25 protein-coding genes, 2 pseudogenes and 1 riboswitch are annotated in these 23,740 nt (G+C 74.7%); of the genes and pseudogenes, 13 read left to right on the top strand and 14 right to left on the bottom strand.

Features of this window, described 5'->3' with window-relative positions:
- Positions 1-32: 32 nt before the first annotated feature.
- The 7 genes from ABZ457_RS11550 to ABZ457_RS11520 form a co-directional block, all read right to left on the bottom strand.
- The gene (locus tag ABZ457_RS11550; RefSeq protein ID WP_359156485.1) at positions 33-458 is read right to left on the bottom strand and encodes a transglycosylase SLT domain-containing protein; all 426 of its coding nucleotides are present in this window, start codon (positions 456-458) and stop codon (positions 33-35) included.
- Between the two features lie 274 nt (positions 459-732).
- Positions 733-1,629 (bottom strand): ECF transporter S component, encoded by an 897-nt coding sequence (locus ABZ457_RS11545; protein WP_359156483.1) that lies wholly within the window; start codon positions 1,627-1,629, stop codon positions 733-735.
- Positions 1,626-3,392 (bottom strand): ATP-binding cassette domain-containing protein, encoded by a 1,767-nt coding sequence (locus ABZ457_RS11540; RefSeq protein ID WP_359156481.1) that lies wholly within the window; start codon positions 3,390-3,392, stop codon positions 1,626-1,628. Before ABZ457_RS11540 ends, ABZ457_RS11545 begins: the two co-directional genes overlap by 4 nt.
- Complete coding sequence (locus ABZ457_RS11535) at positions 3,389-4,528, bottom strand: CbiQ family ECF transporter T component (RefSeq protein ID WP_359156479.1); 1,140 nt, start codon at positions 4,526-4,528, stop codon at positions 3,389-3,391. Before ABZ457_RS11535 ends, ABZ457_RS11540 begins: the two co-directional genes overlap by 4 nt.
- 452 nt (positions 4,529-4,980) lie before the next feature.
- Positions 4,981-5,670: an SCO2322 family protein gene (locus ABZ457_RS11530; RefSeq protein WP_359156477.1), complete on the bottom strand. Its 690-nt coding sequence runs from the start codon at positions 5,668-5,670 to the stop codon at positions 4,981-4,983.
- The gene (locus ABZ457_RS11525) at positions 5,670-6,926 is read right to left on the bottom strand and encodes a prenyltransferase/squalene oxidase repeat-containing protein (protein WP_359156475.1); all 1,257 of its coding nucleotides are present in this window, start codon (positions 6,924-6,926) and stop codon (positions 5,670-5,672) included. Before ABZ457_RS11525 ends, ABZ457_RS11530 begins: the two co-directional genes overlap by 1 nt.
- Before the next feature lie 140 nt (positions 6,927-7,066).
- A riboswitch (cobalamin riboswitch) is annotated at positions 7,067-7,138 on the bottom strand.
- 144 nt (positions 7,139-7,282) lie between these two features.
- On the bottom strand, positions 7,283-7,996 hold the full coding sequence (locus ABZ457_RS11520) for a TetR family transcriptional regulator (protein WP_359156473.1): 714 nt from the start codon (positions 7,994-7,996) through the stop codon (positions 7,283-7,285).
- Positions 7,997-8,195: 199 nt separating this feature from the next.
- On the opposite strand from ABZ457_RS11520, the gene ABZ457_RS11515 reads away from it, so the two are divergent.
- The 3 genes from ABZ457_RS11515 to ABZ457_RS11505 all read left to right on the top strand — a co-directional run bounded on the left by ABZ457_RS11515 (position 8,196) and on the right by ABZ457_RS11505 (position 11,422).
- The gene (locus ABZ457_RS11515) at positions 8,196-9,506 is read left to right on the top strand and encodes a glycosyltransferase family 4 protein (RefSeq protein WP_359156471.1); all 1,311 of its coding nucleotides are present in this window, start codon (positions 8,196-8,198) and stop codon (positions 9,504-9,506) included.
- A gap of 84 nt (positions 9,507-9,590) precedes the next feature.
- Positions 9,591-10,322, top strand: coding sequence for a class I SAM-dependent methyltransferase (locus ABZ457_RS11510; protein ID WP_359156469.1), 732 nt, complete (start codon positions 9,591-9,593; stop codon positions 10,320-10,322).
- Positions 10,319-11,422 (top strand): prenyltransferase, encoded by a 1,104-nt coding sequence (locus ABZ457_RS11505; protein WP_359156467.1) that lies wholly within the window; start codon positions 10,319-10,321, stop codon positions 11,420-11,422. The genes ABZ457_RS11510 and ABZ457_RS11505 overlap by 4 nt, the downstream gene beginning before the upstream one ends.
- A 62-nt stretch (positions 11,423-11,484) precedes the next feature.
- Here the strand turns inward: ABZ457_RS11505 and ABZ457_RS11500 are convergent, their stop codons facing one another.
- Positions 11,485-11,775, bottom strand: a complete 291-nt coding sequence (locus ABZ457_RS11500; protein ID WP_026278010.1) for a hypothetical protein — start codon at positions 11,773-11,775, stop codon at positions 11,485-11,487.
- Positions 11,776-11,951: 176 nt separating this feature from the next.
- On the opposite strand from ABZ457_RS11500, the gene ABZ457_RS11495 reads away from it, so the two are divergent.
- Positions 11,952-12,545 carry a hypothetical protein gene (locus tag ABZ457_RS11495; RefSeq protein WP_359156465.1) on the top strand — a complete coding sequence of 198 codons (594 nt, stop codon included), beginning with the start codon at positions 11,952-11,954 and terminating at the stop codon, positions 12,543-12,545.
- A gap of 95 nt (positions 12,546-12,640) precedes the next feature.
- On the opposite strand, the gene ABZ457_RS11490 is transcribed toward ABZ457_RS11495, so the two are convergent.
- From ABZ457_RS11490 to ABZ457_RS11480, 3 genes are all read right to left on the bottom strand, one after another.
- Positions 12,641-13,465, bottom strand: coding sequence for a hypothetical protein (locus ABZ457_RS11490; protein WP_359156462.1), 825 nt, complete (start codon positions 13,463-13,465; stop codon positions 12,641-12,643).
- Between the two features lie 158 nt (positions 13,466-13,623).
- Positions 13,624-14,505 carry an N-acetylmuramoyl-L-alanine amidase gene (locus ABZ457_RS11485; protein ID WP_359156460.1) on the bottom strand — a complete coding sequence of 294 codons (882 nt, stop codon included), beginning with the start codon at positions 14,503-14,505 and terminating at the stop codon, positions 13,624-13,626.
- A gap of 58 nt (positions 14,506-14,563) precedes the next feature.
- Positions 14,564-15,163, bottom strand: a complete 600-nt coding sequence (locus ABZ457_RS11480) for a class I SAM-dependent methyltransferase (RefSeq protein WP_359156525.1) — start codon at positions 15,161-15,163, stop codon at positions 14,564-14,566.
- Positions 15,164-15,424: 261 nt separating this feature from the next.
- Between ABZ457_RS11480 and ABZ457_RS11475 the strand changes: the two genes are divergently transcribed.
- The 6 genes from ABZ457_RS11475 (at position 15,425) to ABZ457_RS11450 (ending at position 21,089) form a co-directional block, all read left to right on the top strand.
- Complete coding sequence (locus ABZ457_RS11475) at positions 15,425-16,273, top strand: helix-turn-helix transcriptional regulator (RefSeq protein ID WP_359156458.1); 849 nt, start codon at positions 15,425-15,427, stop codon at positions 16,271-16,273.
- On the top strand, positions 16,233-16,502 hold the full coding sequence (locus ABZ457_RS11470; protein WP_359156456.1) for a DUF397 domain-containing protein: 270 nt from the start codon (positions 16,233-16,235) through the stop codon (positions 16,500-16,502). Before ABZ457_RS11475 ends, ABZ457_RS11470 begins: the two co-directional genes overlap by 41 nt.
- Positions 16,503-16,606: 104 nt before the next feature.
- On the top strand, positions 16,607-17,686 hold the full coding sequence (locus ABZ457_RS11465) for a hypothetical protein (RefSeq protein WP_359156454.1): 1,080 nt from the start codon (positions 16,607-16,609) through the stop codon (positions 17,684-17,686).
- Entirely contained in the window at positions 17,683-18,546 is an 864-nt protein-coding gene (locus tag ABZ457_RS11460) for a hypothetical protein (RefSeq protein WP_359156452.1), read from the top strand. The genes ABZ457_RS11465 and ABZ457_RS11460 overlap by 4 nt, the downstream gene beginning before the upstream one ends.
- Before the next feature lie 94 nt (positions 18,547-18,640).
- On the top strand, positions 18,641-18,886 hold the full coding sequence (locus tag ABZ457_RS11455; protein WP_359156450.1) for a hypothetical protein: 246 nt from the start codon (positions 18,641-18,643) through the stop codon (positions 18,884-18,886).
- Between the two features lie 751 nt (positions 18,887-19,637).
- Entirely contained in the window at positions 19,638-21,089 is a 1,452-nt protein-coding gene (locus ABZ457_RS11450) for an MFS transporter (RefSeq protein ID WP_359156448.1), read from the top strand.
- Between the two features lie 21 nt (positions 21,090-21,110).
- On the opposite strand, the gene ABZ457_RS11445 is transcribed toward ABZ457_RS11450, so the two are convergent.
- Positions 21,111-21,545, bottom strand: coding sequence for a helix-turn-helix domain-containing protein (locus tag ABZ457_RS11445; RefSeq protein WP_359156446.1), 435 nt, complete (start codon positions 21,543-21,545; stop codon positions 21,111-21,113).
- A gap of 119 nt (positions 21,546-21,664) precedes the next feature.
- Between ABZ457_RS11445 and ABZ457_RS11440 the strand changes: the two genes are divergently transcribed.
- Positions 21,665-22,072: a RidA family protein gene (locus ABZ457_RS11440; protein ID WP_359156444.1), complete on the top strand. Its 408-nt coding sequence runs from the start codon at positions 21,665-21,667 to the stop codon at positions 22,070-22,072.
- Positions 22,073-22,185: 113 nt separating this feature from the next.
- Here ABZ457_RS11440 and ABZ457_RS11435 read toward each other — a convergent pair.
- Positions 22,186-22,623, bottom strand: a pseudogene (locus ABZ457_RS11435) (response regulator); the annotation flags it as partial.
- A gap of 75 nt (positions 22,624-22,698) precedes the next feature.
- Between ABZ457_RS11435 and ABZ457_RS11430 the strand changes: the two are divergent.
- Entirely contained in the window at positions 22,699-23,034 is a 336-nt protein-coding gene (locus tag ABZ457_RS11430) for a low temperature requirement protein A (protein WP_359156442.1), read from the top strand.
- Positions 23,035-23,041: 7 nt separating this feature from the next.
- Positions 23,042-23,338 (top strand): annotated as a pseudogene (locus tag ABZ457_RS11425) (transcriptional regulator); the annotation flags it as partial.
- A gap of 115 nt (positions 23,339-23,453) precedes the next feature.
- Here ABZ457_RS11425 and ABZ457_RS11420 read toward each other — a convergent pair.
- A complete protein-coding gene (locus ABZ457_RS11420; protein ID WP_359156440.1) occupies positions 23,454-23,630 on the bottom strand; it encodes a hypothetical protein in 177 nt (58 codons plus the stop codon).
- Between the last annotated feature and the right edge of the window lie 110 nt (positions 23,631-23,740).

Here is a 23,740-nt window from a genome sequence, read left to right as displayed (position 1 = left end):
ACTCGGGTGAGGCGGGGTGGGGGCGGGAGGGGTCAGTACCAGCCCTGGGACTGCCAGGCGGACCAGGCGCCGCACGGGCTGCCGTAGCGGTCCTTCATGTAGTCGAGGCCCCACTCGATCTGGGTGGCGGGGTTGGTGCGCCAGTCCGCGCCGGCGGAGGACATCTTGCCGCCGGGCAGGGCCTGGACCAGGCCGTACGCGCCGCTGGAGGGGTTGGTCGCGGACACGTCCCAGTTGGACTCGTGCGTCACGATGCGGTCGAAGCAGGCGAACTGCGCGTCGTCCCCGATCAGCTTCTGGGCGATCGCCTTGGGGGACCCGGACGGGGCCGCGGGGGCGGCCGAGGCGGTGGCCGGATTCATGCCCAGGGCCAGGCCCGTGGTGGCCAGCACGAGGGCGGAGCCCGCGAGCGCGGTCTTCGGGCGGTCGGCGATACGGCGGACGACGGAGCGGGTCAACGGGGATTCCTGACGTCGGGGACGGGGGTCTCGCCGGGCGGGCCGGACCCGCTCCGGTGCGAGGGGGGTTCGGCCGCCCACGGGCGCCGCCGCTCCGTCAGGAGCACGGCGGTGCCTTGCGACCGGACCAGTGTTAAAGGCCGCCGCGCCGCTTGGCAACGACCCCCCGGTACTACCGCGGCTCGGGGAAAGGACGAACGGCCCTGGGCGGGGTGCCGGGTAAACGCGCAGGTGGGGGCGGGGGAGCGGTCGGGTCCGGCGAGTACGGGGCCGCCTAGTGGAGGACGTGCGGCCTGTGGGGCGCCTCACCCGGAGGCGGCCGGTCCGGGTCCTCGAAGGTGACCGGCGCCTCGAAGGCCGCACGCCGGGTCGCCCGGCGCAGCGCGCGCAGCAGGGTCGCGCCGAGGGTCAGCGTCAGCACGACCGTCAGCACCGCCCGCCCGAGGTCCCAGCCGAGCGAGGTCGCGGCGCAGTACGCGAGGAAGCGCACCAGGTTCTCGTGGAGCGGCGCGCCCTCCTGGAAGGAGATCCCGGACGCCATCCCGGGCACGATCGTCCAGCCGTACAGGTTCATGATCGTGCCGTACGCGAAGGCCGCCACCGCCCCGTACGCGGCGAGCATCGCCAGCTCCAGCCGCCCCCGGATGCGGTCCTGGCCCGGCAGCAGCCCGGCGCCCATGGTGAACCAGCCCATCGCCAGCATCTGGAACGGCATCCACGGCCCGACCCCGCCCGTGAGCAGCGCGGACGCGAACATGGTCACCGCGCCGAGGACGAACCCGAAGCCGGGGCCCAGGACCCGGCCGCTCAGCACCATCAGGAAGAACATCGGCTCCAGGCCGGCCGTCCCCGCGCCGATCGGGCGCAGGGCCGCGCCCACCGCCGCGAGGACGCCGAGCATGGCCACCGCCTTGGCGTCCATGCCGCTGTCCGCGACGGTCGCCACGACGACGGCGACCAGCAGCGGCAGCAGCGCGCCGAACAGCCAGGGCGCGTCGCCCGCGTGCGCGGTCAGCTCCGAGCCGGAGTCGGCGAGCAGCGGCCAGCCGAAGAAGACGACACCGACGGCGCTGACCAGCGCCAGGGCGACGACGGAACGCGGGCCGAGGCGGACGGCGCGCACGGCGCGGACGGCGTGCACGGGGGAGTCGGGCGGGGTGGTGCGGGTCACCGGTCGTCCTCCGGGGCGGGGGCCGACGCGAGCGCGGCCGCCACCTGGGGCACGGTCAGCCACTTCTGCGGGGCCAGCACCTTGGCGATCTGCGGGGCGAACGCGGGCGAGGAGACGACGACCTCGGCGGTCGGGCCGTCGGCGACCACGTCCCCGTCCGCCAGGATCACCACCCGGTGGGCCAGTTCGGCGGCGAGTTCCACGTCGTGGGTGGCGAGGACGATGGAGTGCCCCTCGGCGGCGAGTCCGCGCAGCACGCCGACGAGGCGCGCCTTCGCCGCGTAGTCCAGGCCGCGGGTCGGCTCGTCGAGCAGGATCAGCGGCGGGCGGGCGGTGAGCACGATCGCCAGAGCGAGGGCGAGGCGCTGCCCCTCGGACAGGTCCCGGGGGTGGGTGGCGTCCGGTACGCCGGGGAGGAGCGTGGCGACGAGGGCCAGGCAGGTGCCGGGCCCGGCCCCCGCGTCGGCGTCGGCCGCGGCGCACTCGGCGGCGACCGTGTCCGCGTACAGCAGGTCCCGGGGCTCCTGCGGCACCAGGCCGACGTGCCGGATCAGCTCCCGGGGGTGCGTGCGGTGGGGGGTGTGCCCGCCGACGCTCACCGAACCGGCGGTGGGCTCGACCATGCCGACGAGGGCGCCGAGCAGGGTGGACTTCCCGGCGCCGTTGCGGCCCATCAGCGCGACGGTCTCGCCCGCGCCGACGGTCAGCTCCACGCGCCGCAGCGCCTCCACCCGCCCGCGCCGCACCCCGAGCCCGCGCACGCGGGCAGGGGCGGGGCCGGGTGCCTCCGGAGTGCGCTCGGCCTCCCGCCCGGCCCCGGCGGGTGACGACGGCGGCGGCCGCAGGCGGGTGACCGCGCGGCGGAGGAGGCCCGGGCGGGGGCCGGACCCCGGGCCCGGGGGGTGGGCGGGCAGGGCGCGGCCCGCCGGGGCGGACGGCGGGGTCAGCCCCGCCAGGCGTTCCCGCAGCGGCGGGGCCAGGCGCCGCGCGTCCCGCACCGAGAGCGGCGGCGGGGCCCAGCCCGCGAGGCGGCCGAGCGCCACGACCGGCGGGTGGACGGGCGAGACCGCCATCACCTCGGCCGGCGCGCCGACGACGGGCGCCTCGCCCGGACCGGGCAGCAGCACCACCCGGTCCGCGTACTGCACCACCCGTTCCAGCCGGTGCTCCGCCATCAGGACCGTGGTGCCCAGGTCGTGCACCAGCCGCTGGAGGACCGACAGCACGTCCTCCGCCGCGCCCGGGTCCAGCGCGGAGGTCGGCTCGTCGAGGACCAGCACCCGCGGGTGCGTGGTCAGCACGGACCCGATCGCGACGCGCTGCTGCTGCCCGCCCGAGAGCGTCGCGATCGGGCGTTCCCGCAGCTCGGCGAGGCCCAGCAGGTCGAGGGTCTCCTCCACGCGCCGCCGCATCACGCCCGGCGCGAGGCCCAGCGACTCCATCCCGTACGCGAGCTCGTCCTCCACCGTGTCGGTGACGAAGTGCGCCAGCGGGTCCTGGCCCACCGTGCCGACGACGTCGGCGAGTTCGCGCGGCTTGTGGGTGCGGGTGTCGCGGCCGCAGACGGTGACCCGGCCGCGCAGGGTGCCGCCGGTGAAGTGCGGGACCAGCCCGGACACGGCGCCCAGCAGTGTCGACTTGCCGACTCCCGACGGGCCCGCCAGCAGCACGAGTTCGCCCTCCGGGACGGTCAGGTCCAGCCGCTCCAGGGTGGGCGCGCCGGCGTCCCGGTACGTCACCGTCACGTCGTCGAAGCGGATCACGGGGTCGACTCCTCGGAGGCGGCGGAAACGGGAACGGGGTCGGTGGGGCTGGGCGGGAGGGGCGCGACGAACGCGGGCAGCAGGCCGATCAGCACCGACAGCGCGGGCCACAAGGGCAGTTCGGGCCAGGTGGGCGGGACGACGCCGGGGCGCAGCGCGTCCGGGGCGACGGTCGCGGCACGGATCATCAGCGCGGCGACGGCCGCGCCGGACGCGGCGATCAGCCACGACCGGACGCCCCACCGGTCCGGCCGGTACCGGCTGCGGACGGACCGCCGTCCGCCCAGCCACAGGCCCCCGGCGGCGGCGAGCAGCCCGGCGGCCATCAGGGGGACGCCGAAGCGCGCGCCCTCCGCCGCGAGCAGCCCGTACGAGCCGGCGCACACCCCGAGCAGGCCGCCCAGGGTGAGGACGTTGGTGGTGCGGCGCACGGCGGGCGGGACCTGCGCGGTGCGGCCGTAGCCGCGGGCGTCCATCGACGCGGCGACGGCGACGGACCGCTCCAGCGCGCCCTCCAGCACGGGCAGCGCGATCTGCGCCACGGCCCGCACCCCGCCGGTGGGCCGGCCCCGCAGGCGGCGCGCGGTGCGCAGACGCAGGACGTCGGCGACGAGGTTGGGCGCGAAGGTCATGGCGACGACGACGGCCACGCCGGCCTCGTAGAGCGCGCCCGGCAGGGACTTCAGCAACCGGGCCGGGTTGGCGAGGGAGTTGGCGGCGCCGACGCAGATGAGGAGGGTGGCGAGCTTGGCGCCCTCGTACAGGGCGAACAGCAGTTGCTCACCGGTGACCCGGCCGCCGATCCGGATGCCGTCCGCCCAGTCGGGCACGGGCACCTCGGGGAGCGTGAACAGCTCGTGCGCGCCGGGGATCGGGGACCCGAGGAGCACGGAGAACAGGACGCGCAGGCCGATGACGAAGAGGCCCAGCTTGACGAACGCGCCGTAGGAACGGGCCCAGGGCGCGTCGGTGCGGCGGGCGGCGACGACGTATCCGGCGACGCCGACGATCAGCCCGAGGAGAAGCGGGTTCGTCGTCCGCGACGCGGCGACGGCCAGCCCCACGGCCCACAGCCACCAGGCCCCGGCGTGCACCGCGTTGCTCCGGCTCGCGACGGGCGCGCGCAGCGCGCGCACGGCGCGCGGCAGGCGAGCAGTGACGGGGGCTGCGCCCCCGTCCGTCCCGCCCTCGCGAGCTCCGTACCGCCGCACGGTCCGATACGCGCCCTCGCGGCCTTCGGCGCGCTGGGCCGCCCCGCTGGGGCTCGCGTCCCCCGGGCCGAAGCCCGGTTCGGGGTCGGCCGGGCCCGGGCCCGGGCCCGGCTGGGCCGCCCTGTCCGGGCGGGGCTTGCCGGGGCTCGGCCGTGCCTCGGCGGCGGGTCGTGCGGTGTCCGGCCCGGGTGCGGAGGGCTCGCCGCCTCCTGCGGCGCGCTGCGCCGCCCCGCTGGGGCTCGCGTCACCCGGGCCGAAGCCCGGTTCGGGCTCGGACGGGTCGCCCGGCGCGGGCGTGGCGGGCTTGCCCGGGCCGGGGGTGGCCCGGTCGGAAGCCGGGCGTGTTCCGTTGTCCGGGCCGGGGCCCGCCCCGCCCGTCATCCCGCGCGGCGGCGGGCGCGCCAGAGCGCAGCGCCGCCCAGGGCGAGGACCGCCGCCGCGCCCGCGACGACGCCCACCGTCGGGCCCGCGCCGTCGCCCTCGTCACCGGAGGCGGCCGGGTCGGACGCGGCGTCCCCCGAGGCGGCCGGGGCGGGCGCGGAGGAGGGGCCGTCCGGGACCTGGTCGCCGCAGCCCTTCGACGGGTAGCCCGCGATCGCGCACAGCATCGCGCTGCTGTCGTACCGCAGCGGCTTGGCGACCGACGCCAGCGCCTCCGCCGAGGTCGCGTCCGGGGCGACCCGGGCGCAGGCCGTGCGCAGGGCCGGCGGGCGTTCGCCCGAGGGCGCGTCCGCCGGCGTCCCGTAGTCGATGACGAGGGCGACCCGCTTGGTGCCCTCCTTCGCCGGGGTGTCCGCGCACACCGCCGCGAACTCCGGTGCCCGCCGCGGCTTCGCCGCGTCCGCGCTGTCGCGGCTGACGGAGAAGCGGTAGCCGTCCACCGACCCGTCCGCCGGGCGGGCGGTCGCCGGGCCCTCGGTCGCGTACCGCCAGGCCGTGCCGTCGGCCTGCCAGAACGACCAGTAGCGGTACCCGGCCGCCTGCGCCGGGGCGGCCAGGAGCACGGCGAGCAGCGCGCCCAGCCCCAGGACGCCCAGGCGCGTGACGAGGCGGTGGCGGCGACGCATCAGGACCGCGACTTCCGGCGCCCGCTGAACAGGAAGCCGACGCCCACCGCCGCGACGAAGAAGACGCCGACGATCCACCAGGTGGACATCGAGCCGCCGTCGTCGCTCGCCTCGTCCTTGCCGGAGTCGGCGGACGCGGACGGGCTCCCGGACGACGCGTCCGCCCCGCCCTGCGGCGCGGGCCCGGTCGCGTTCAGCGCCGCGACCAGGTCCGTGCCGCCGAAGTTCTTCGGGTCGGCGCCGCTCGCGTGCGCGGCGAACACCAGCTGCGCGTACGCCGCGGGACCGGCCTGCTTCGCCCAGCCCGCGCCGTTCTTCTCCAGCCACTGGAGCGGCTTCTCGGCCTGCTTCGCCATGCCCTGCGCGGTCAGCGCCACCACCGCGTCGGCGGTGTTGCCGAAGTCCGGCTGCGGGTCGGCGTCCTCCGCGCCCGGCATCGGCGCGGTGTCCAGGTGCCCGGTCGCGGCGAGCTTCTTCGCCAGGAAGACACCGCCGTTGTGCGCGGCCGTCTCGTTCGCCGCGCCCTTGCGGCACTCCGTGTCCTCGCCCAGGTCCTTGACCGGGTCGACCACGAACCCGTCGCCGTTGAGGGCGGTCACCGCGGCGGCGGTGGAGTCGCCCACCGCGCCCGGCGTCCCCTTCTGGAAGACGAACGCGCCGCCGTTCTCCCCGCCGCACCGGACCGCGAAGGTCTCCAGCGCCTGGTCGGGCGTCTTGCGGCCCTTGGAGGTCACCTCGGCCGGCTTCTGCCCGGCCGCGGCGAGCGCGCCGACGACCACCGAGGTGGAGTTCGCGTCGCTGCCGCCGCCCGGGTTGTAGCTCCAGCCGCCGTCCTCGTTCTGCACGGACTTCAGCCAGTCGACGGCCTTCGTCACGGCCGCGTCCCGCCCGCCGAGGGCCGCCAGAGCCTGGACCGCCGCGCTCGTCGCGTTGGTGTCGCGCGGCAGCTCGGCGTCGCACGGCTTCGAGACGTCGGCCCGGTACGAGGCGAAGCCGCCGTCCGCGCACTGCTGGCCGGTCAGGAAGTCCACGGCCTTCGCCGCGGGCACGACCCCGGCGGTGTCCTGCGCGAGGAGCGCCAGGGACTGCCGCCACACCCCGTCGTACGTGGGGTCCCCCGTGCCGTACAGGCCGGACGGCAGCGCGACCGACGGGGACGGCGAGGGGGAGGGCGCGGCGACGGCGGCCGGGGCGGCGGCCGTGGCGAGCACGGCGGCGGCGGCGAACGCGGCTGCGCCGCGGCGGACGGTGGTCATGGGGTTCTGTGCCTCTCCTGCGGGTCCCGGCGGGATCCGGGCACAGGCGCGCGAGGGCACCGGGCTCCGGCTCCGTATGCCTCGACGGTGCCGGCCACCGGCGGGCTGCCGGTGACACGAGCCGGTCACGACCGCGCACGGGGCATTCCGGCTCACCCAGGACACCTGGGCTGACGGCTGCGGGTCAGCGCCGGATTCGCACCGGCTTCCCCCCGTACGGGCATGATGACGACCCGCTCACTGTACCGGCCGGTCACCTGGGGCCCGGCCCGCAGGGGCTGGGCTCCGCGAGGGCCGCGCCGAGGCCCCCCGCCGGCCCCCGCCGGCCGGACGCGCCCGGCGTCCTATGCGTCCCGTCAGCCGGACGCGCCCGGCGCCCCCGGCGCCTCCGCCGGCTCCGCCAGGTCGACCAGCCGGCACGCCGTCTCGATGTCCGCCCGCACCTGCGCGATCGACGCGCGGCCCGAGAGCCAGGTGATCAGCGTCGAGTACCAGGTGTGCTCGATGACCCGGACCGCCGCGAGCTGCGCCGGGGTCGGCCGCTCCAGCCCCGTCGCCTCCAGGATGATCGCCGTGGTCTGCCGGGAGACGGTGTCCACCTCCTGGCTCACGCTGCGGTCCGCGAAGGTGAGCGCCCGGACCATCGCGTCCGCGAGGTGCGGGTCCCGCTGGAGCGCCCGGAACGCGCGCATCAGGGTCGCGGCGACCCGTTCGCCCGCCGAGTCCCCGCCCGGCGGGTGCTTGGCCAGGGTGGTGTGCAGACGCTGGAGCTGGTCCTGCATGGTCGCCACCAGCAGGTGCACCTTGGACGGGAAGTAGCGGTAGAGCGTGCCGAGCGCGACCCCGGCCGCCTCCGCGACCTCCCGCATCTGCACCGCGTCGAAGCCGCCCCGCCCGGCGAGTTGGGCGCTGGCGCGCAGGATGCGGCGGCGGCGCTCCTCCTGCCGCTCGGTCAGGGGCGGCGAGTCCGCCCCCGAGCCCGCGACCGCCCCCGAGCCCGTGGCGCCCGCCCCTGAACCCGCCCCCGCCGGAGCCCCCGGTCTCGTGTCCGATCCGGCGTCCACTGCCATCTGCCGTCCCCGTCTCCCGTGCCGCCGCGCACCCCGCGCGCGCCGCGTCTCCGCCGTGGTGCGAATCACCTGATCCGCCGGTCACAGTTGCGCTACCTGCCGGTAGATTCGAAGCTCTTGAACGATCAAGTCTGAAACTTGTTCTAGATTAGCGCGACCGACTACGCTCCGGCGGGACGCAGCGAGAAGGGGGCCGTGGGTGACCGCAGAGGCCATAGAGATCGGCCCCCGTGCGGGCACGGCCGCCGACGGCGAAGCGCCCCTGCGCATCGCCCTCCTCACCTACAAGGGGAACCCGTTCTGCGGCGGCCAGGGCGTGTACGTCCGCCATCTCTCCCGTGAACTCGCCCGCCTCGGGCACCGGGTCGAGGTGATCGGCGCCCAGCCCTACCCCGTCCTCGACGAGGGCGTGCCGCTCACCGAGCTGCCCAGCCTGGACCTCTACCGGCAGCCCGACCCCTTCCGCACCCCGAAGCGCGAGGAGTACCGGGACTGGGTCGACCGGCTGGAGGTCGCCACCATGTGGACCGGCGGCTTCCCCGAGCCCCTGACCTTCTCCCTGCGCGCCCGCCGCCATCTCCGCGCCCGCCGGGGCGAGTTCGACGTCGTCCACGACAACCAGACCCTCGGCTACGGCCTCCTCGGCGACCTCGGCGCGCCCCTGGTCACCACTATCCACCACCCGATCACGGTGGACCGCCGGCTCGACCTCGACGCCGCGAAGAACCTCACCGGCCGCCTCTCGGTGCGCCGCTGGTACGGCTTCACCCGGATGCAGAAGCGCGTCGCCCGCCGTCTGCCGTCCGTGCTCACCGTCTCCGGCTCCTCCCGGCAGGAGATCACCGAGCACCTAGGCGTCCGCCAGGACCGGATTCACGTCGTCCACATCGGCGCGGACACCGACCTGTTCTCGCCCGACCCGTCCGTCGCCGAGGTCCCCGGCCGGATCGTCACCACCTCCAGCGCCGACGTCCCCCTCAAGGGCCTGGTGCACCTGGTGGAGGCGCTGGCCAAGCTGCGCACCGAGCGGCCGGACGCGCACCTGGTCGTGGTCGGCAAGCGCGCCGAGGACGGCCCGGTCGCCCGGCTGATCGAGCGCCACGGCCTCGCGGACGCGGTCGAGTTCGTCAAGGGCATCACCGACGCCGAGCTGGTCGACCTGGTCCGCAGCGCCCAGATCGCCTGCGTCCCCTCCCTCTACGAGGGCTTCTCGCTGCCCGCCGCGGAGGCCATGGCCACCGGCACCCCGCTCGTCGCGACCACCGGCGGCGCGATCCCCGAGGTCGCCGGACCCGACGGTCAGACCTGTCTCGCCGTGCCGCCGGGCGACTCCGAGGCCCTCGCCGCCGCCCTGCGCCGCCTCCTGGGCGACGCGGAGCTGCGGGCCCGGCTCGGGGCCGCCGGCCGGGAGCGGGTGCTCGCCCGCTTCACCTGGAAGCAGGCCGCCATCGGCACCGCCGCCCGCTACCGCGAGGCCGTCGCCGCCCGGGGCGCCGCCCGCACCCGCTGACAGAACACCCGTCGAAGACAGAACAGCCGTCGAACCGAACCGCGAACCACCCCTGAAGCTCCGCCCGCAGGAAGGCAGACCCCCGTGCTGACCGTCGACTTCTCCCGCTTCCCGCTCGCACCGGGCGACCGCGTGCTCGACCTGGGCTGCGGCGCAGGCCGGCACGCGTTCGAGTGCTACCGGCGGGGCGCGCAGGTCGTGGCCCTCGACCAGAACGCCGAGGAGATCCGCGAGGTCGCCACGTGGTTCGCCGCCATGAAGGAGGCGGGCGAGGCCCCGGCCGGGGCCACCGCCACCGCCATGGAGGGCGACGCCCTCAACCTCCCCTTCCCCGACGAGTCCTTCGACGTCGTGATCATCTCCGAGGTCATGGAGCACATCCACGACGACAAGGGCGTCCTCGCCGAAATGGTCCGCGTGCTGCGCCCCGGCGGCCGGATCGCCGTCACCGTGCCGCGCTACGGCCCCGAGAAGGTCTGCTGGGCCCTCTCCGACGCGTACCACGAGGTCGAGGGCGGCCACATCCGCATCTACAAGGCGGACGAACTCCTCGGCCGCATCCGCGAGGCGGGCCTGCGCCCCTACGGCACCCACCACGCGCACGCCCTGCACTCGCCCTACTGGTGGCTGAAATGCGCCTTCGGCGTGGACAACGACAAGGCCCTGCCGGTGAAGGCGTACCACAAGCTGCTGGTCTGGGACATCATGAAGAAGCCGCTCGCCACCCGGGTCGCCGAGCAGGCCCTCAACCCGCTCATCGGCAAGAGCTTCGTCGTCTACGCCACCAAGCCCCGCCTGCCCGAGGCCGCCGCGTGACCAGCCCCGGACGCACCGACCACCTGGTCCTGCCCGGGGTCCTCACCGCCGACCAGGCCGCCGAGACGGTGGCCGGCATCCTCGCCGCGCAGCGCGAGGACGGCGCGATCCCCTGGTTCCGCGGCCACCACCTCGACCCGTGGGACCACACCGAGGCCGCCATGGCCCTGGACGCGGCCGGCGAGCACGAGGCCGCCGCCCGCGCCTACGCCTGGCTCGCCCGCCACCAGAACCCGGACGGCTCCTGGTACGCGGCCTACCGGGACGGCGACGCGCACGACGTCACCGACCGGGGCCGGGAGACCAACTTCTGCGCGTACGTCGCCGTCGGCGTCTGGCACCACTACCTCAGCACGGGCGACGAGGCGTTCCTGGAGCGCATGTGGCCCGTGGTGTACGCGGCGGTCGAGTTCGTCCTCGCCCTCCAGCAGCCCGGCGGGCAGATCGGCTGGAAGCGGGAGGACGACGGCACGGCGGTGAACGACGCGCTGCTGACCGGCAGTTCCTCCGTCCACCACGCCCTGCGCTGCGCCCTGGCGGCGGCCGAGGAGCGCGGCGACCCCCAGCCCGACTGGGAACTCGCCGCCGGCGCCCTCGCGCACGCGATCCGCAGCCACCCCGAGCGGTTCCTCGACAAGGACCGCTACTCGATGGACTGGTACTACCCGGTCCTCGGCGGCGCGCTGACCGGCGAGGCCGCCAAGGAGCGCATCGCGGCGCGCTGGGACGACTTCGTGGTCCCCGGCCTCGGGGTGCGCTGCGTCCTGCCGAACCCCTGGGTCACCGGCGGCGAGAGCTGCGAACTCGCCCTCGCCCTCTGGGCCGTGGGCGAGTCCGACCGCGCCCTGGACGTGCTGCGCTCGATCGGGCACCTGCGCGCCGAGGGCGGCATGTACTGGACCGGCTACGTCTTCGAGGGCGAACGGGCGGTCTGGCCCGAGGAGCTGACCACCTGGACCGCGGGCTCCCTGCTGCTCGCCGTGGCCGCCCTCGGCGGCGACGAGGCCACCGTGGAGGTCTTCGGCGGCGAACGGCTGCCGCGGGGGCTGACCGGAGACTGCTGCGGGCACGCGGACGCGGACCGGCCCGCCTCGGCCTGACGCCCGGCCCGGGCCCCGCGCCCGGGCCGTGGCGGGCCCGCCCGGCTCGGGCGCACCCGGCCTCAGGCGCGGCGGAGCCGCCCCGCGATGGCGTGCCCGATGAACAGGTACACGACCGCGGCCAGACCGTAGCCCGCCACGACGCGCGCCCACTCCTCGTCGAAGGTGAAGAGGTCGTGCGACCAGCCCGCCAGGAAGCGCGCGCAGTCGCGGATGAACTCCACGAAGTCGTTCGCGCGGTTGGCGTCCAGCAGATACATCAGGATCCACAGCAGGATCACGAAGGCCATGACGTCCGCGACGATCGCGATGACGCGGCCCGCGGTGGAGGAACTTCTCGTCCGTGTTGTCATGTCCCGCGTCTTGCCCCTTGTGACCCTGTGAAACGCGCCGTTCTGTGAAGGCTTCCGGCGGAAACCCGGTGGCCACGGCCGTCCCCCGCCCGGGTGAGCCCGGATGGCCGGGCGGCACCGGCGGGCGGAGGCTCGGAGGCAGCCCGCCGCCCTGGCGCCCGCCCCTGGAGGTCCCCGTGCCCGAGCCCACGCCCGTGCGTGTGTCCCCGCGTCCCGCCGGGCCGGTGCGCCGGGCCCTCACCGCCCTGCTGCTCTGCACCGCGCTGCTCACCTCCGCCGTGGCCTGCGGCGGGGACGACGGCGGCAGCGGCACCGCGGCGGCGAGCGCGAGCCCCGCTGCCTCCGTCTCCGCTTCCGCCGAGCAGCAGAAGTTCGCCAAGACCCGCTTCGTCGCCAACGCGGGACTCGCGGCCGGCGCCACCTACCAGTGGATCGTCAAGCCGTACCGCGAGGGCAAGTTCGCCAAGGGCGCCGAGGGTCGCACCTTCGCCCTGGTCAAGGCGGGTCTCGCGGGCACCTTCGCCTACAACCGGCTCAAGGCCGCCACCGAGAACGCCAAGGGAGACCCGCTGCTCGCCAAGGCGGTCGCGCCGCTGACCGCGGGCATCGAGCAGCTCAAGGAGCTCGGGACCAAGCTGCGCAAGGGCGAGGCGGGCGCGGGCGACGTGGCCTCCTTCGAGTCGGTGATCAAGAGCGTCAAGGAGGCGGGGAGCAGCGCGGGGGCGCCGGTCGAGGACAAGGTCCCGTCCGTCTCCCAACTCGGTGGCTGACCGGCCCCGTACAAGCCCGCCGCCCCGGAAACGCCCGCGGCCCCCGCCCGGTGAGGGGCGGGGGCCGCGGGTGCGGAACGGGCGGGCGGGCGCGATCAGCCGCGCTGGATGCCGGAGGTGTCCTGGAGGACACCGCGGCGGCCGTCCTGGGTCTGGGCGACCAGGCCCTGACCGCGCTGCTCGACCGCGAGGTACCAGGTGCCCGGCGCCAGCTCGGCGACCGGCGTCTGCGAACCGTCCTCGCCGTACAGCGGACGGGCCACCGGCACCGCGAACCAGAACGGTGAGAAGTCCGACGGGGCGCCGCCCTTCGACGCGTCCGCCGGGGCGCCACCCGCCTGCGGGCCGGGCTGGGCCCCGCCCTGCGGCTGACCGGCACCGGGCTGACCCGGCTGCGCGCCGTACGGCTGCGGCTGGCCCGGCTGGGCCCCGTAGGGCTGCTGGGCGCCCGGGTAGCCGTAGCCGCCCTGCGGCTGGCCGCCGTACGGCTGCGGGGCCGCCGGGCCCGGGGCGCCGACGAGCGGGGCCTTGAGGGCGGGCACCAGCGGGGTGGCGACCGCGGCGGCGGCGAGCAGCAGGGAGGCGATGAGGCCCAGGATCAGACCGGCGCCGGCGTCGATCCGGTCCAGGTCCACGATCGTCCAGAAGAAGGTCCAGGCGACGATGATCGTGGCGGCGATGCCGAACTGGCCCAGGTCGATACCCGCGACCTTGCGCTGCGGCTGCGTGCGGGAGAGCACGATGAGCGCCGCTCCGAGCACGCCGACCAGGTAGAGGCCGAGGGCGGTGCCCAGGCTGTCCCAGGCGTTCGGCGCCTCGTCCCCGCCGAAGTCCAGGTAGTTGAGGAACGAGGCGATGAACAGCAACACCGCTGCTCCGATCACCACGCCGTCGCCTCGAGTGAGGGAGCGGATGTTCACGTTTCAGTCCTTCTCAGGTCGTCTCATCGGGGCGGTCGCCGCTTCCGCCCGGTTGGGGCGGAGTGCGCGGACGCGGAGCTCGGGGGTGACTCCCCGTCGTAGAGGCGAACCTATCGTCCGCCGGTTCCGGCCGTCCTCCCGGTATCCGGATTGTCAGGTCACTGTTCGAGATACCTGCCGACGCCCTCCGCCAATCCTTCCGCGGCCCGCTGGCGCCAACTCGCCTCGGAGAGCAGGGCCGCGTCCTTCGGATCGCGCATATTGCCGCATTCGACGAAGACTTTGGGGACGGTGGAGAGGTTGAGGCCGCCGAGGTCGTCGCGGACGTCCAATCCCTTGCCGTCGCCCAGGTAGTTGGCGGGCTTCGTGCCGGTGGCCCGCGCGAACGCGGTGGCCAGGTGTTCGCCCAGGTCACGGGAGGGTTCCACGATCGCGGAGGTGTCGGCTCCGCCCTCCTTGACGCGGGCCGGGAGGATGACGTGGAATCCGCGATTCCCCACCGCCGAACCGTCCGCGTGGACGGAGATCACGGCGTCCGCGTCCGCATTGTTGCCGAACCGTGCTCGTTCATCGACGCACGGGCCGAACGGCCGATCGTCATCCTGGGTCAATTCGACCTTCGCGCCCTGCTTTTCGAGGAGGGTGCGAAGACGGCGTGAAACATCGAGGGTGAAATCGGCTTCCCGGTAGCCGTCTTCGGAAGCCGTGCCCGTGGTGTCGCATTCCTTGCGGTTCGTTCCGATGTCCACGGTCTTGTTGATCTCCGTGGTGTGCTCGAAGTTTCCCGGGTTGTGGCCGGGGTCGATCACCACGACCTTCCCGGCGAGCGGCCGGACCGCGCCGGAAGCGGAGCCGGAGGGCGACGGGGAGACGGACGGGGTGGCACTGTCCCCGGAGCGGTCGTCGGCGGCCGGGGGCTTCGTCGCCGGGCCGCTCCCGCCGTCCCCGCCCGCGCACCCCGTGAGCAGCACGGCGGGCACGAGCGCGGCGACGGTGACGGCGACCAGCCGCCGCCCGGAACGTCGCGAACGGGCGGACATGCGATGTTTCTCCTCGTACGGCAGCACGCCGCGACTCTAACCCTGCCCCGCCCCCGCCTCAGATCCCCGCGCCGGTGCGCCGCAGGACCCGCAGTGAACCCGTCGCCGAGACCTCCGCGAACGCGCCCGAGGCCAGGGCCCGCAGGAAGACGCGGTACGGGGCCTGCCCGGTGAACTCGTCCTCCGGCTCCGGGAAGACGTCGTGGATCACCAGCAGCCCGCCCTCGGCCAGATGCGGGGCCCAGCCCTCGTAGTCGGCGGTGGCGTGCTCGTCGGTGTGCCCGCCGTCCACGAAGACCAGCCCGACCGGGCCGCCCCACACCGCCGCCACCTGCGGCGACCGCCCGACGACCGCGATCACGTGCTCCTCCAGCCCCGCGTGGAAGAGGGTGCGGCGGAAGAGGGGGAGGGTGTCCATCCGGCCGTCGGCCGCCGGGTCCACCGTCTCCGGGTCGTGGTAGTCCCACCCCGGCTGCTGCTCCTCGCTGCCCCGGTGGTGGTCGACGGTGACGGCCACCGTGCCCGTCGCGCGGGCCGCGTCCGCGAGGAGGAGGGTGGAGCGCCCGCAGTAGGTCCCCACCTCCAGCAGGGGCAGCCCCAGCCCCGCGCCCGCCTCCCGGGCGGCGGCGTACAGGGTCAGCCCCTCGTCCTCCGGCATGAACCCCTTGGCGGCCCGGAAGGCGGTCAGGGTCTTCGCGGCGGGCCCGGCGGCGGGGTCGGTGGAGGCCGGTCCGGTGGAGGCCGGTTCGGTGGAGACGGGTGCGGCGGGGTGCATGGCGGGGCGGTCCTCGGTCCTCGGGGGCGCGGGCGTGTGACGGGAGAGGCCATCGTGCCGCACGGGCCGGGAGTCGATGCAACGGCGGTGGAAGTTGAGTGAGAAGCCTCACCCTGCCGCAGTCGCGCAATTACGGTGGGTCACATGGTGCACATCCGCAGCCTCGACCCCTCGGCATCCCCCCTCGACTACTACGGTGCCGAACTCCGTCGCCGGAGAGAAGCGGCCGGACTCAGTCAGTGCCGGCTGGGCGCGCTGGTCTATGTGACCGGCTCGCTCATCGGCCAGATCGAGACGGCGAAGAAGGTCCCCACCCGTGAGTTCAGCGAGCGCCTGGACGCGGCGCTCGGCACGGACGGTATGTTCTCCCGTCTCGTCGGCCTGGTCCTGCGCAGTCAACTCCCGAGCTGGTTCCAGCCGTACGCGGAGATGGAGGCCAAGGCCACCTACATCTCCACCTTCCAGGCGCAGTTGGTCTACGGCCTCCTCCAGACCGAGGACTACGCCCGCGCGGTGCTCAGCGTCCGCGAGGACTCCCGGCTGGACGCACGGGTGGCCGCCCGGATCGAGCGGCAGCGCATCCTCGACCGCGAACTGCCGCCCCTGATGTGGGTGGTCCTCAGTGAGGCCGTCCTCCACCAGGAGATCGGCGGCCGTGCGGTCATGGGTGAACAGCTCGCCCACCTCCTCGCCTTACGCGAGCGGGAGTGGGTGAAGGTGCAGATCCTCCCCTTCACCGTGGGCGAGCACGCCGGGCTGCCCGGCTCGTTCAATCTCCTCCGCTTCGAGGACGATCCCGATGTCGTCTACACCGAGGACTTCGTCCAAGGGCATATGACCGCCGACTCGGGTGCTCTCAGGGAGGGTTCACTCCGTTACGATCACGTACAGGCCGCCGCTCTCTCCATTGACGCGTCGGCGGCACTGATCGCCCGCGTGATGGAGGAACGGTATGGACACCAACCTGGAGCTGACCGGAGCACGGTGGCGTAAGTCCTCCTACAGCTCCGACACCGGCGGCGACTGCGTCGAGTGCGCCCCCCTGGGCACGGCCGCCTGGCAGAAGTCCTCGTACAGTGCTGACACCGGCGGCCAGTGCGTCGAGGTGGCCGACCTCGTCCCGCACATCGCCGTCCGCGACTCCAAGCGCCCCGAGGGCCCCGTGCTCACCGTGAGCCCGGCCGCCTTCAGCGCGTTCGTGGGGGCCGCCGCCGCGCGCTGAGCGGAGGCGGTCGATCCGGTACGACGACCCGGCCCGTCCCGTGGCGGGCCCGGTCGATAGCATCACGGCGTTCGCAGTCGGTTCGCGATGCCACGGGGGAGAACATGACGAGCGGCGGGCGCAGGCGCGCCAAGGCGGCCGCGGCGATCGTCACGGGCGCGTTGCTCGCGACCGGGATCGCCCTGTACACGACGGACTCCGGCCCGTTCCGGGACTCCTACTGCTGGGACGGCGCGTGGCAGCAGAACAGCGGCCCGGCCTTCCTCGGTGACGAGATCCTGGACGACGGCGCGAGCGAGCGCCGCGAGGCCCGCTCCGAGGCCCCGACGCGTGAGAAGCCGCGCGGGACCTGCGTGGTGGAGGTCAGGGGCGATGCGGAACGGACCGTCACCGTGGACTACGGCCCGCCGCCCGAGGACACCACGGCGCGCAAGCGCTGGCTCTTCTACTTCCTGCACGGCACCGTGACCCCTCTGCCCGACGGGCTGGACGGGGCGGTCGCCGAGGACCGGGGCCTGGTCGTCCTGCCCGCCGCCTGCGACACGGACGCCGGGCCGACCGTCGTCACCCTGCGCACCACGGAGTGGGACGGGGACCGGGTGTCCTCGTCCCCCGGCTTCGGCGGCCCGACCACGACCCGGGAACTGCTGCTCGCCGCCGCCAACGCGGGGGCGCGGGCGGCGGGTTGCGCCCCGGAGCGCGCGCTCGCGGGGCGCGCGCCGTTCGTCTCCGTGCCCGGGGACCTCGGGGAGACCATGCTCGGCAAGGAGCTGTGCGCGATACCCGGCGTCACGTTCGACTGGCCGAGGGGGTCGCGGTACCGGGAGTACCGCGGCGCCGTCGGCGACCGGCTCCAGACCTGCTCGCTGAGCTGGCCGCTGGACGGGGGCGAGCACGAACCGTCCGCGCACTACGTGATGACCGCCGCGCCGCGCCTGAACGCGCTCTTCGCGGGGCTGCCGGAGGGCCGGGACCAGGGCCTGGTCCGCGTGGCCTGCGGCGACGACGACCGCGACGGCGACGGCGGTGACCGCGAGGCGGTGTTCTACGGCGCCCCGGGCGTCGGCGTCCAGGGGCGCGCGGAGCCGGACGTACGCGGGGTGTTCGACGCGTACGTCAAGGCGGTGGGGACGCGCATCGGGTGCGGGGGCGCGGCGGCAGCGGCAGGGGGAGAGCGGGCATGACGACCGACGAGACGACGGACGGGACGACCGACGGGACGACCGGGGCGGGCGCCGCCGCGCCTTCACCCGCCTCCGAGCCCTCGCCCGCCCCCGAAGCGGGCCGCACGCCGCTGCACCGCCGGCTGCTGCGCGGCCGGACCGCCCGTGTGGTCGCCGCCTCCGCCCTCGCCTCCGCCCTCGTCGGCGGGCTGCTCGGCGCGGGCGTCGTCGCCTGGCGGACCGACACCCTGCCCCTCGTCGGGCCGGACGCCTGCTGGGACACCCTCGACTCCGCCGCCGTCGACGACGTCCTGCGCGGGGCCGAGCGGGTCGGCGTCGAGGAGGAGGCCCTGCGCGGCGGCCCGGACGCGGCGACGGGCACGTACGGCACCTGCCGCCTCACCGCCTGGAACGAGCACGGCACCCGCTACCGGGGCGTCGTCGCCCAGGTGCGCCGCCTCGACTCGTCCGACTCGCCGGGCTGGCCGCGCGAATACCTGACCTCCCGGATGGTCCCGCTGGGCGCGGGCCTGCCGGGCATGGTCTCGCCCAACCGCGCGTGGCTCACCGTCCCGGAGGAGTGCGTCGGGCGCGCGGAGGGCGCGGGCGGCTCGACCGTGGTCGAGCTGAGCCGCAACGAACGCGTCACCATGCCGGACTTCCCGGACGACTCCCGGCAGCGCGACGCCCTCGCGCGCGCGGCCGTCGCCGTGACCAACGGCGTCATCCGCGAACTCGGCTGCGAGGGCGTCTATCCGCAGCCGCGGGTCAGCGGGGTCCTGCCCGCCCGGGCGGACATCGGCGAGGACTTCTGCGGCATCCCGGGGCTGCGGGTGCCCGCCGGCTACCGCAAGCAACTCACCTGGGCCACCCCCGGGTGACCCCTCGGCCCCCGCCCGCACCTGCGAGGCGGGCGGCGGCTCTCCGGACCCCTCCATCCACCTGACGACGGTCTCCGACCCCGGCCTGGCGGAGATGTTCCTGAAGGAAGCCCTCTACGGCGTCCGCGTCAACGGCACCAGGGGCTTCGGCGCGTCCTCCCCGACCCGCGCCGTCCACTGGGCCCGCTGCCAGACCGGCCCGGTCGCCTTCCTCGCCCACCAGACCCGCCTCTACGAGGGCGAAACCCCCCTCGTCCCCGACCTCTTCCCGTCCTACGTCGCCGCCGAAAGCGAACGCCTGGGCTGCGGCCGCATCGAGGTGGAACTCCCTGCCGGCTGACCGGGCACGGTTCAGCCGGATGTGCCTGTTGGAGCGCCGACCGGTGCGGGGTGTCTGCCGGACCGGTGGTGGTCGGCCTTCGAACAAGACGGGCCACCGCCCGACAGTTTGACGGGCTGCGTCACCGTCAGAAGACACCTCGGCCGCACACGACCTGGACGTTCATGTGGAACAAATTGTAGTCCCACTGGGTGGACTGCCACGTGATGTGGAGCTCCCGCCAAGAAGCGGTTGCCCCTGAACCGAACGACTTGCGTTCCGTATCGTGAAGTTCCGGCTGCAGCATGCTCGCGGGGCCCGGGAATCCGCCATTCTTGACGAGCTGCGAGGTGAAGCTCACCGGGCTGAACCCGACAGGGCACCTCACCTTGGCGACGTGCCCGTACCAGCCTTTCTCCCCAACGGACTTTCCTGAAACGACTCGCCAGTCAGCTGAATCTGCATTGGACGGGGCGGCTACCAGCAGCGTTGCGCCGAGTGCTCCAGCCGCAGCGACACCGACTGCGGCGGCAAGGCGCTTCTGGCGATTAATTCGAGAACCCATCACATCTCCGGTTCAGTGGATTTCTTGAGATTCACTGAACCGAATTTTCGTACAGGCCCTCGGTGTTCGCCATGAGCACTCGGTGCTCAGTTCTCCCGGTGGGGCCGTGGCCAGAGTTGACGCCGCCCGAACGTGGCCTTGGTCGCATACGTCTTCCCCAAGGACCGATCCGGGGGCCGATGTGCGGGGTCGGGGGCGGGTGCGAGCATGGCGGGCATGGTCCGAGCCCGATCGCGCAGTGACGCGCCCGCCGTCCCGCAGTCCGCCCCTCCGACGCCGCGCACCTGGGCGGTGGTGCTGGCCGCGTGCGCGGGGCAGTTCCTCGTGGTGCTGGACGTGTCCGTGGTGAACGTGGCGCTGCCGTCGATGCGCGCGGACCTCGGGATGAGCGCGGCCGGGCTGCAGTGGGTGCTCAACGCGTACTCCATCGCGTTCGCCGGGTTCATGCTCCTCGGCGGGCGGGCCGCCGACATGTACGGGCGGAAGCGCATGTTCCTCGCGGGGCTGGGGCTGTTCACGGCCGCGTCCCTCGCGGGCGGGCTCGCGCAGGAGGGCTGGCAGCTGCTCGCCGCGCGGGGCGTCCAGGGGCTCGGCGCGGCCGTCCTCGCCCCCGCGACGCTCACCCTGATCACCGCCGCCGTGCCGCCCGGCCCCGCCCGGACCCGGGCCATCGCGACCTGGTCGTCCGTGGGCGCCGCGGGCGGAGCGGCGGGCGGGCTCGTCGGCGGGGTCCTCACCGACCTGCTGTCCTGGCGCTGGGTGCTGCTGATCAACGTCCCCGTCGGCGTCCTGGTGATCGTCGCCGCGCTGGTGTGGCTGCACGAGAGCCGCCTCGGCGCCGGCCGCCGCCTCGACCTGCCCGGCGCGCTGCTCGCCACCGGCGGGCTCGCGGCCGTCGCGTACGGCATCGTGCAGACCGAGGAGACCGGCTGGGGCACCCGGGCCGCCCTCCTCCCCCTCCTCGGCGGACTCGCGCTGCTCGCCGCCTTCGTCGCCGTCGAGTCGCGGGCGGCGGCCCCGCTGATGCCGCTGAAGCTCTTCCGCTCGCGCGCGGTCTCCGCGTCCAACGCGGCGATGCTGGTGACCGGTTCGGTCACCTTCTCCATGTGGTTCTTCATGACGGTCTACGCCCAGAACGTCCTCGGCTACACCCCCACCGAGGCCGGACTCGCCCTGATACCCAGCTCGTTGAGCGTCATCGTCGGCTCCAAGGCCGCGCCCCGCCTGATGGTCCGGGCCGGTGCCCGGAACATCGCCGTCCTCGGCGCGCTGATCGCCGCGACCGGTTTCGGCTGGCAGTCAACGATGGGCACGGACGGCTCCTACGTCACCACGATCGCGCTGCCCGGCATGGTGATGATGGCCGGGATCGGCCTCGCCATGACCCCGCTCGCCTCCCTCGCCACCTCCGGCGCGGCCCCGGGCGACGCGGGCCTGGTCTCCGGGCTGGTGAACACCTCGCGGACGATGGGCGGCGCGCTGGGCCTCGCCGTCCTCTCCACCGTGGCCGCCGCCCGCACCGGTGGCTCCACCGCCCCGGAGGCGCTGACCGCCGGGTACGCGCTCGCCTTCCGTACCGGGTGCGGGGTGCTGGTGGCGGCGGCCCTGCTGATGCTGCTCTGGCTGCCGAAACGTTCCGGGGCCCCGGAACCGGACTGAGCCCGGCGGCCCCGGCCCCGTTCAGCCGTCGAAGCGGTGCCGGGCGACCTCGATCTCCGCGAAGTACCGGTGCGTCCAGTCGCACATCAGGTCCACCGTCGCCCGCAGCGCCCGGCCCGGCTCGGTGAGGGTGTACTCGACGCGCGGCGGGACGGTGGGGTGCACCATGCGCTCCACCAGGCCGTTCCGCTCCAGCATGCGCAGGTTCTGGGTGAGCATCTTGTGGCTGATGCCGTCCACCTCGGTCCGCACCTCGCTGAAGCGCAGGGTGCGGTCCCCGAGGGCCTCGATGATCAGCAGGGCCCACTTGTTGGCCACGTCGGAGAAGACCTCCCGGGCCAGGGAGTCCGCCCGGCGGAGGTCCGCCGCATCCGACAGGGCCGCCGGGCCGGTCGCGTCCGCCGCGGTGGTCACGTCCGCCGTGCCGTCCGGGCCGTTGAGCTGCTTGGTCACCATCAGGTGCCCCCGTTACCGAAAAGTGCGTTCTTCCACGTCAGCGTACACTCTCTTATGGTTCCCGAGTAACCACAAGAGAGCACGGAGAGCTGTGCTCCGAGCACATGGAGGCACACACCATGGCCATCACTCTGGTGAACCCCGACGGTCTGCCCGCCATCGACGTCTACCGGCAGGTCGCCGTCGCGAGCGGGTCACGGACGGTGTACATCGCCGGGCAGGTCGCCTGGGACGCGGAGGGGCGGACGGTCGGCGAGGGCGACCTCGCCGCACAGGTCGAGCAGTGCTACCTCAACGTCGCCACCGCCTTGGCGGGCGTGGGCGCGGGGATCGGCGACCTGGTGAAGCTGACCGTGTACGTCGTCGACTGGACGCCCGACAAGATGCCCCAGCTCCTGGACGGGATCGCCCGCGCGGGCCGGAAGCTGGGGGAGACCCCCGCGCCCCCGGCCACGCTGCTGGGCGTCGCCGCGCTGGACGTGCCGGAGCACCTGGTCGAGGTGGAGGCCGTCGCGGTCCTGGACTGACGGGGCCGGTGTCGGGAGGCCGTCGCGGTGCTCGACTGACGGGGCCGGGGGCCGGCGGGACCCGGACCGCCGGGGCCGCGCGGCGCTCAGGACGCGGTGCCCGCCTCGTCCCCGGCGGCCGCCGCGAGGGCCGGGTCGATCACCGTCTCGCCCGTGAGGACCACCCGGCGGATCGCGTCCGCCAGGTCGTCCACCGGGCCGTCCTTGACCAGGAACCCGACCGCCCCCGCCGCCAGCGCGCGGCGCAGCGTGCCGGGGCGGCCGTAGGTCGTCAGGATCACCGTCCGGCAGTCCGGCACCTCGTCCCGGAGCAGGGCCGCCGCCTCCACCCCGCCGAGACCGGGGAGTTCGACGTCCAGCAGGGCGATGTCGGGCCGGGCGACGAGCGCCGCGTCCACGATCCCGTCGCCGCGGGCCACCTGGGCCACCACCTCGATGTCCGGCTCCATCCCGAGCAGCAGGCCCAGCGCACCGCGCGTGGTGACCCGGTCCTCGGCGATCAGCACACGCAGGGACCTGGCCGGTCTGTGGTCCCTCGGTATCTCGTCCATTCGCCCAGATTAAGCCTGTTGGGGATGTTGGGCCTGTTGCGTCGGATACGCGCGGTGTCTGTCTGTCTTCGCCCCATGTCGAGCCGACGCGAGGTCTCCCCGCTGGAACTCTTCTTCGACCTGGTCTTCGTCTTCGCGGTCATCCAGCTCACCTACCACCTCGCGGACGACCTCAGCCGGCGGGGAGCGGCCCAGACCGCGGTACTGCCGGTCGCGGTGTTCGGGACCTGGACGTACCCCGGCTTCGAGGCGACGCTCCTCGGCATCCACCGGCCCCTGACCCGGGCGATGGTCGTCCTCGTCATGGGGCTCGGCCTGTTCATGAACGCCGCGATCTCCCGGTCCTTCGCCGCCGGACCCTGTCCGCGACGGCGATCGACCTGCCCACGGTCCTGGCGTTCACCGGGGTGATCACGGCGCGCACGCCTGCGTCGCGATGCTCCGGACGGAGGCCGGGCGCAATCCCCACGACCAGCGGATGGCGGGTCTCGTCGGTGAACTGTCCGTGCGGGACGACGACTTCCGCCGCTGGTGGGGCGAGCACCACATCGCCACCCGCGGCCGGGGCAGCAAGGTCGTGCGGCACCCGGTCGCCGGGGAGCTGACACTCGACTGGGACGCGCTGACCTGCGCCAACGACCCCGAACAGCAACTCGTCGTATGGACGGCCGAGCCCGGCAGCCCCTCCCACGACGGCCTGCGCCCGGCGGGCTGACACCCCGGGCCGGTGCCCCCCGACCCCCCGCGCCACGGACGACGAAGGGCGGGGCGGGCGGCGCCTGTTCGCGCGCCACCCGCCCCGCCCCGCCGGGCTCACGCCCCTGAGCTGTTCACCGTCTGCGGTGGCGGCCGTGGGCCTCGGGTGCGGACGCCGTCTGCTCCTCGGCCGCCGCGCCGCCCCGGTGCCGGCCCGCTCCGGCGGGTCCGGCCTCGGCCGCCTGGGGCGCCCCGCCCGCGGAGGCGGGCCGCGGGTGCTCGGGGAGCGTGTCGGTTCGGGTTTCGGACATGTGGGAAGTCACCCCGTTGTGATCGCTGATGGCCTGTCACAGGGCCCGGCCGCACCGCGGAACCCGTCACCGTCGGTGCGTGGGCGGTGCGGATGCGTAGCCCCGCCGCT

It is taken from the genome of Streptomyces sp. NPDC005805 (assembly GCF_040630445.1).
GTDB lineage: Bacteria > Actinomycetota > Actinomycetes > Streptomycetales > Streptomycetaceae > Streptomyces.
The sequence above is the reverse complement of the archived record's forward strand: the minus strand, read 5'-3'. Positions and strand labels throughout refer to the sequence as shown.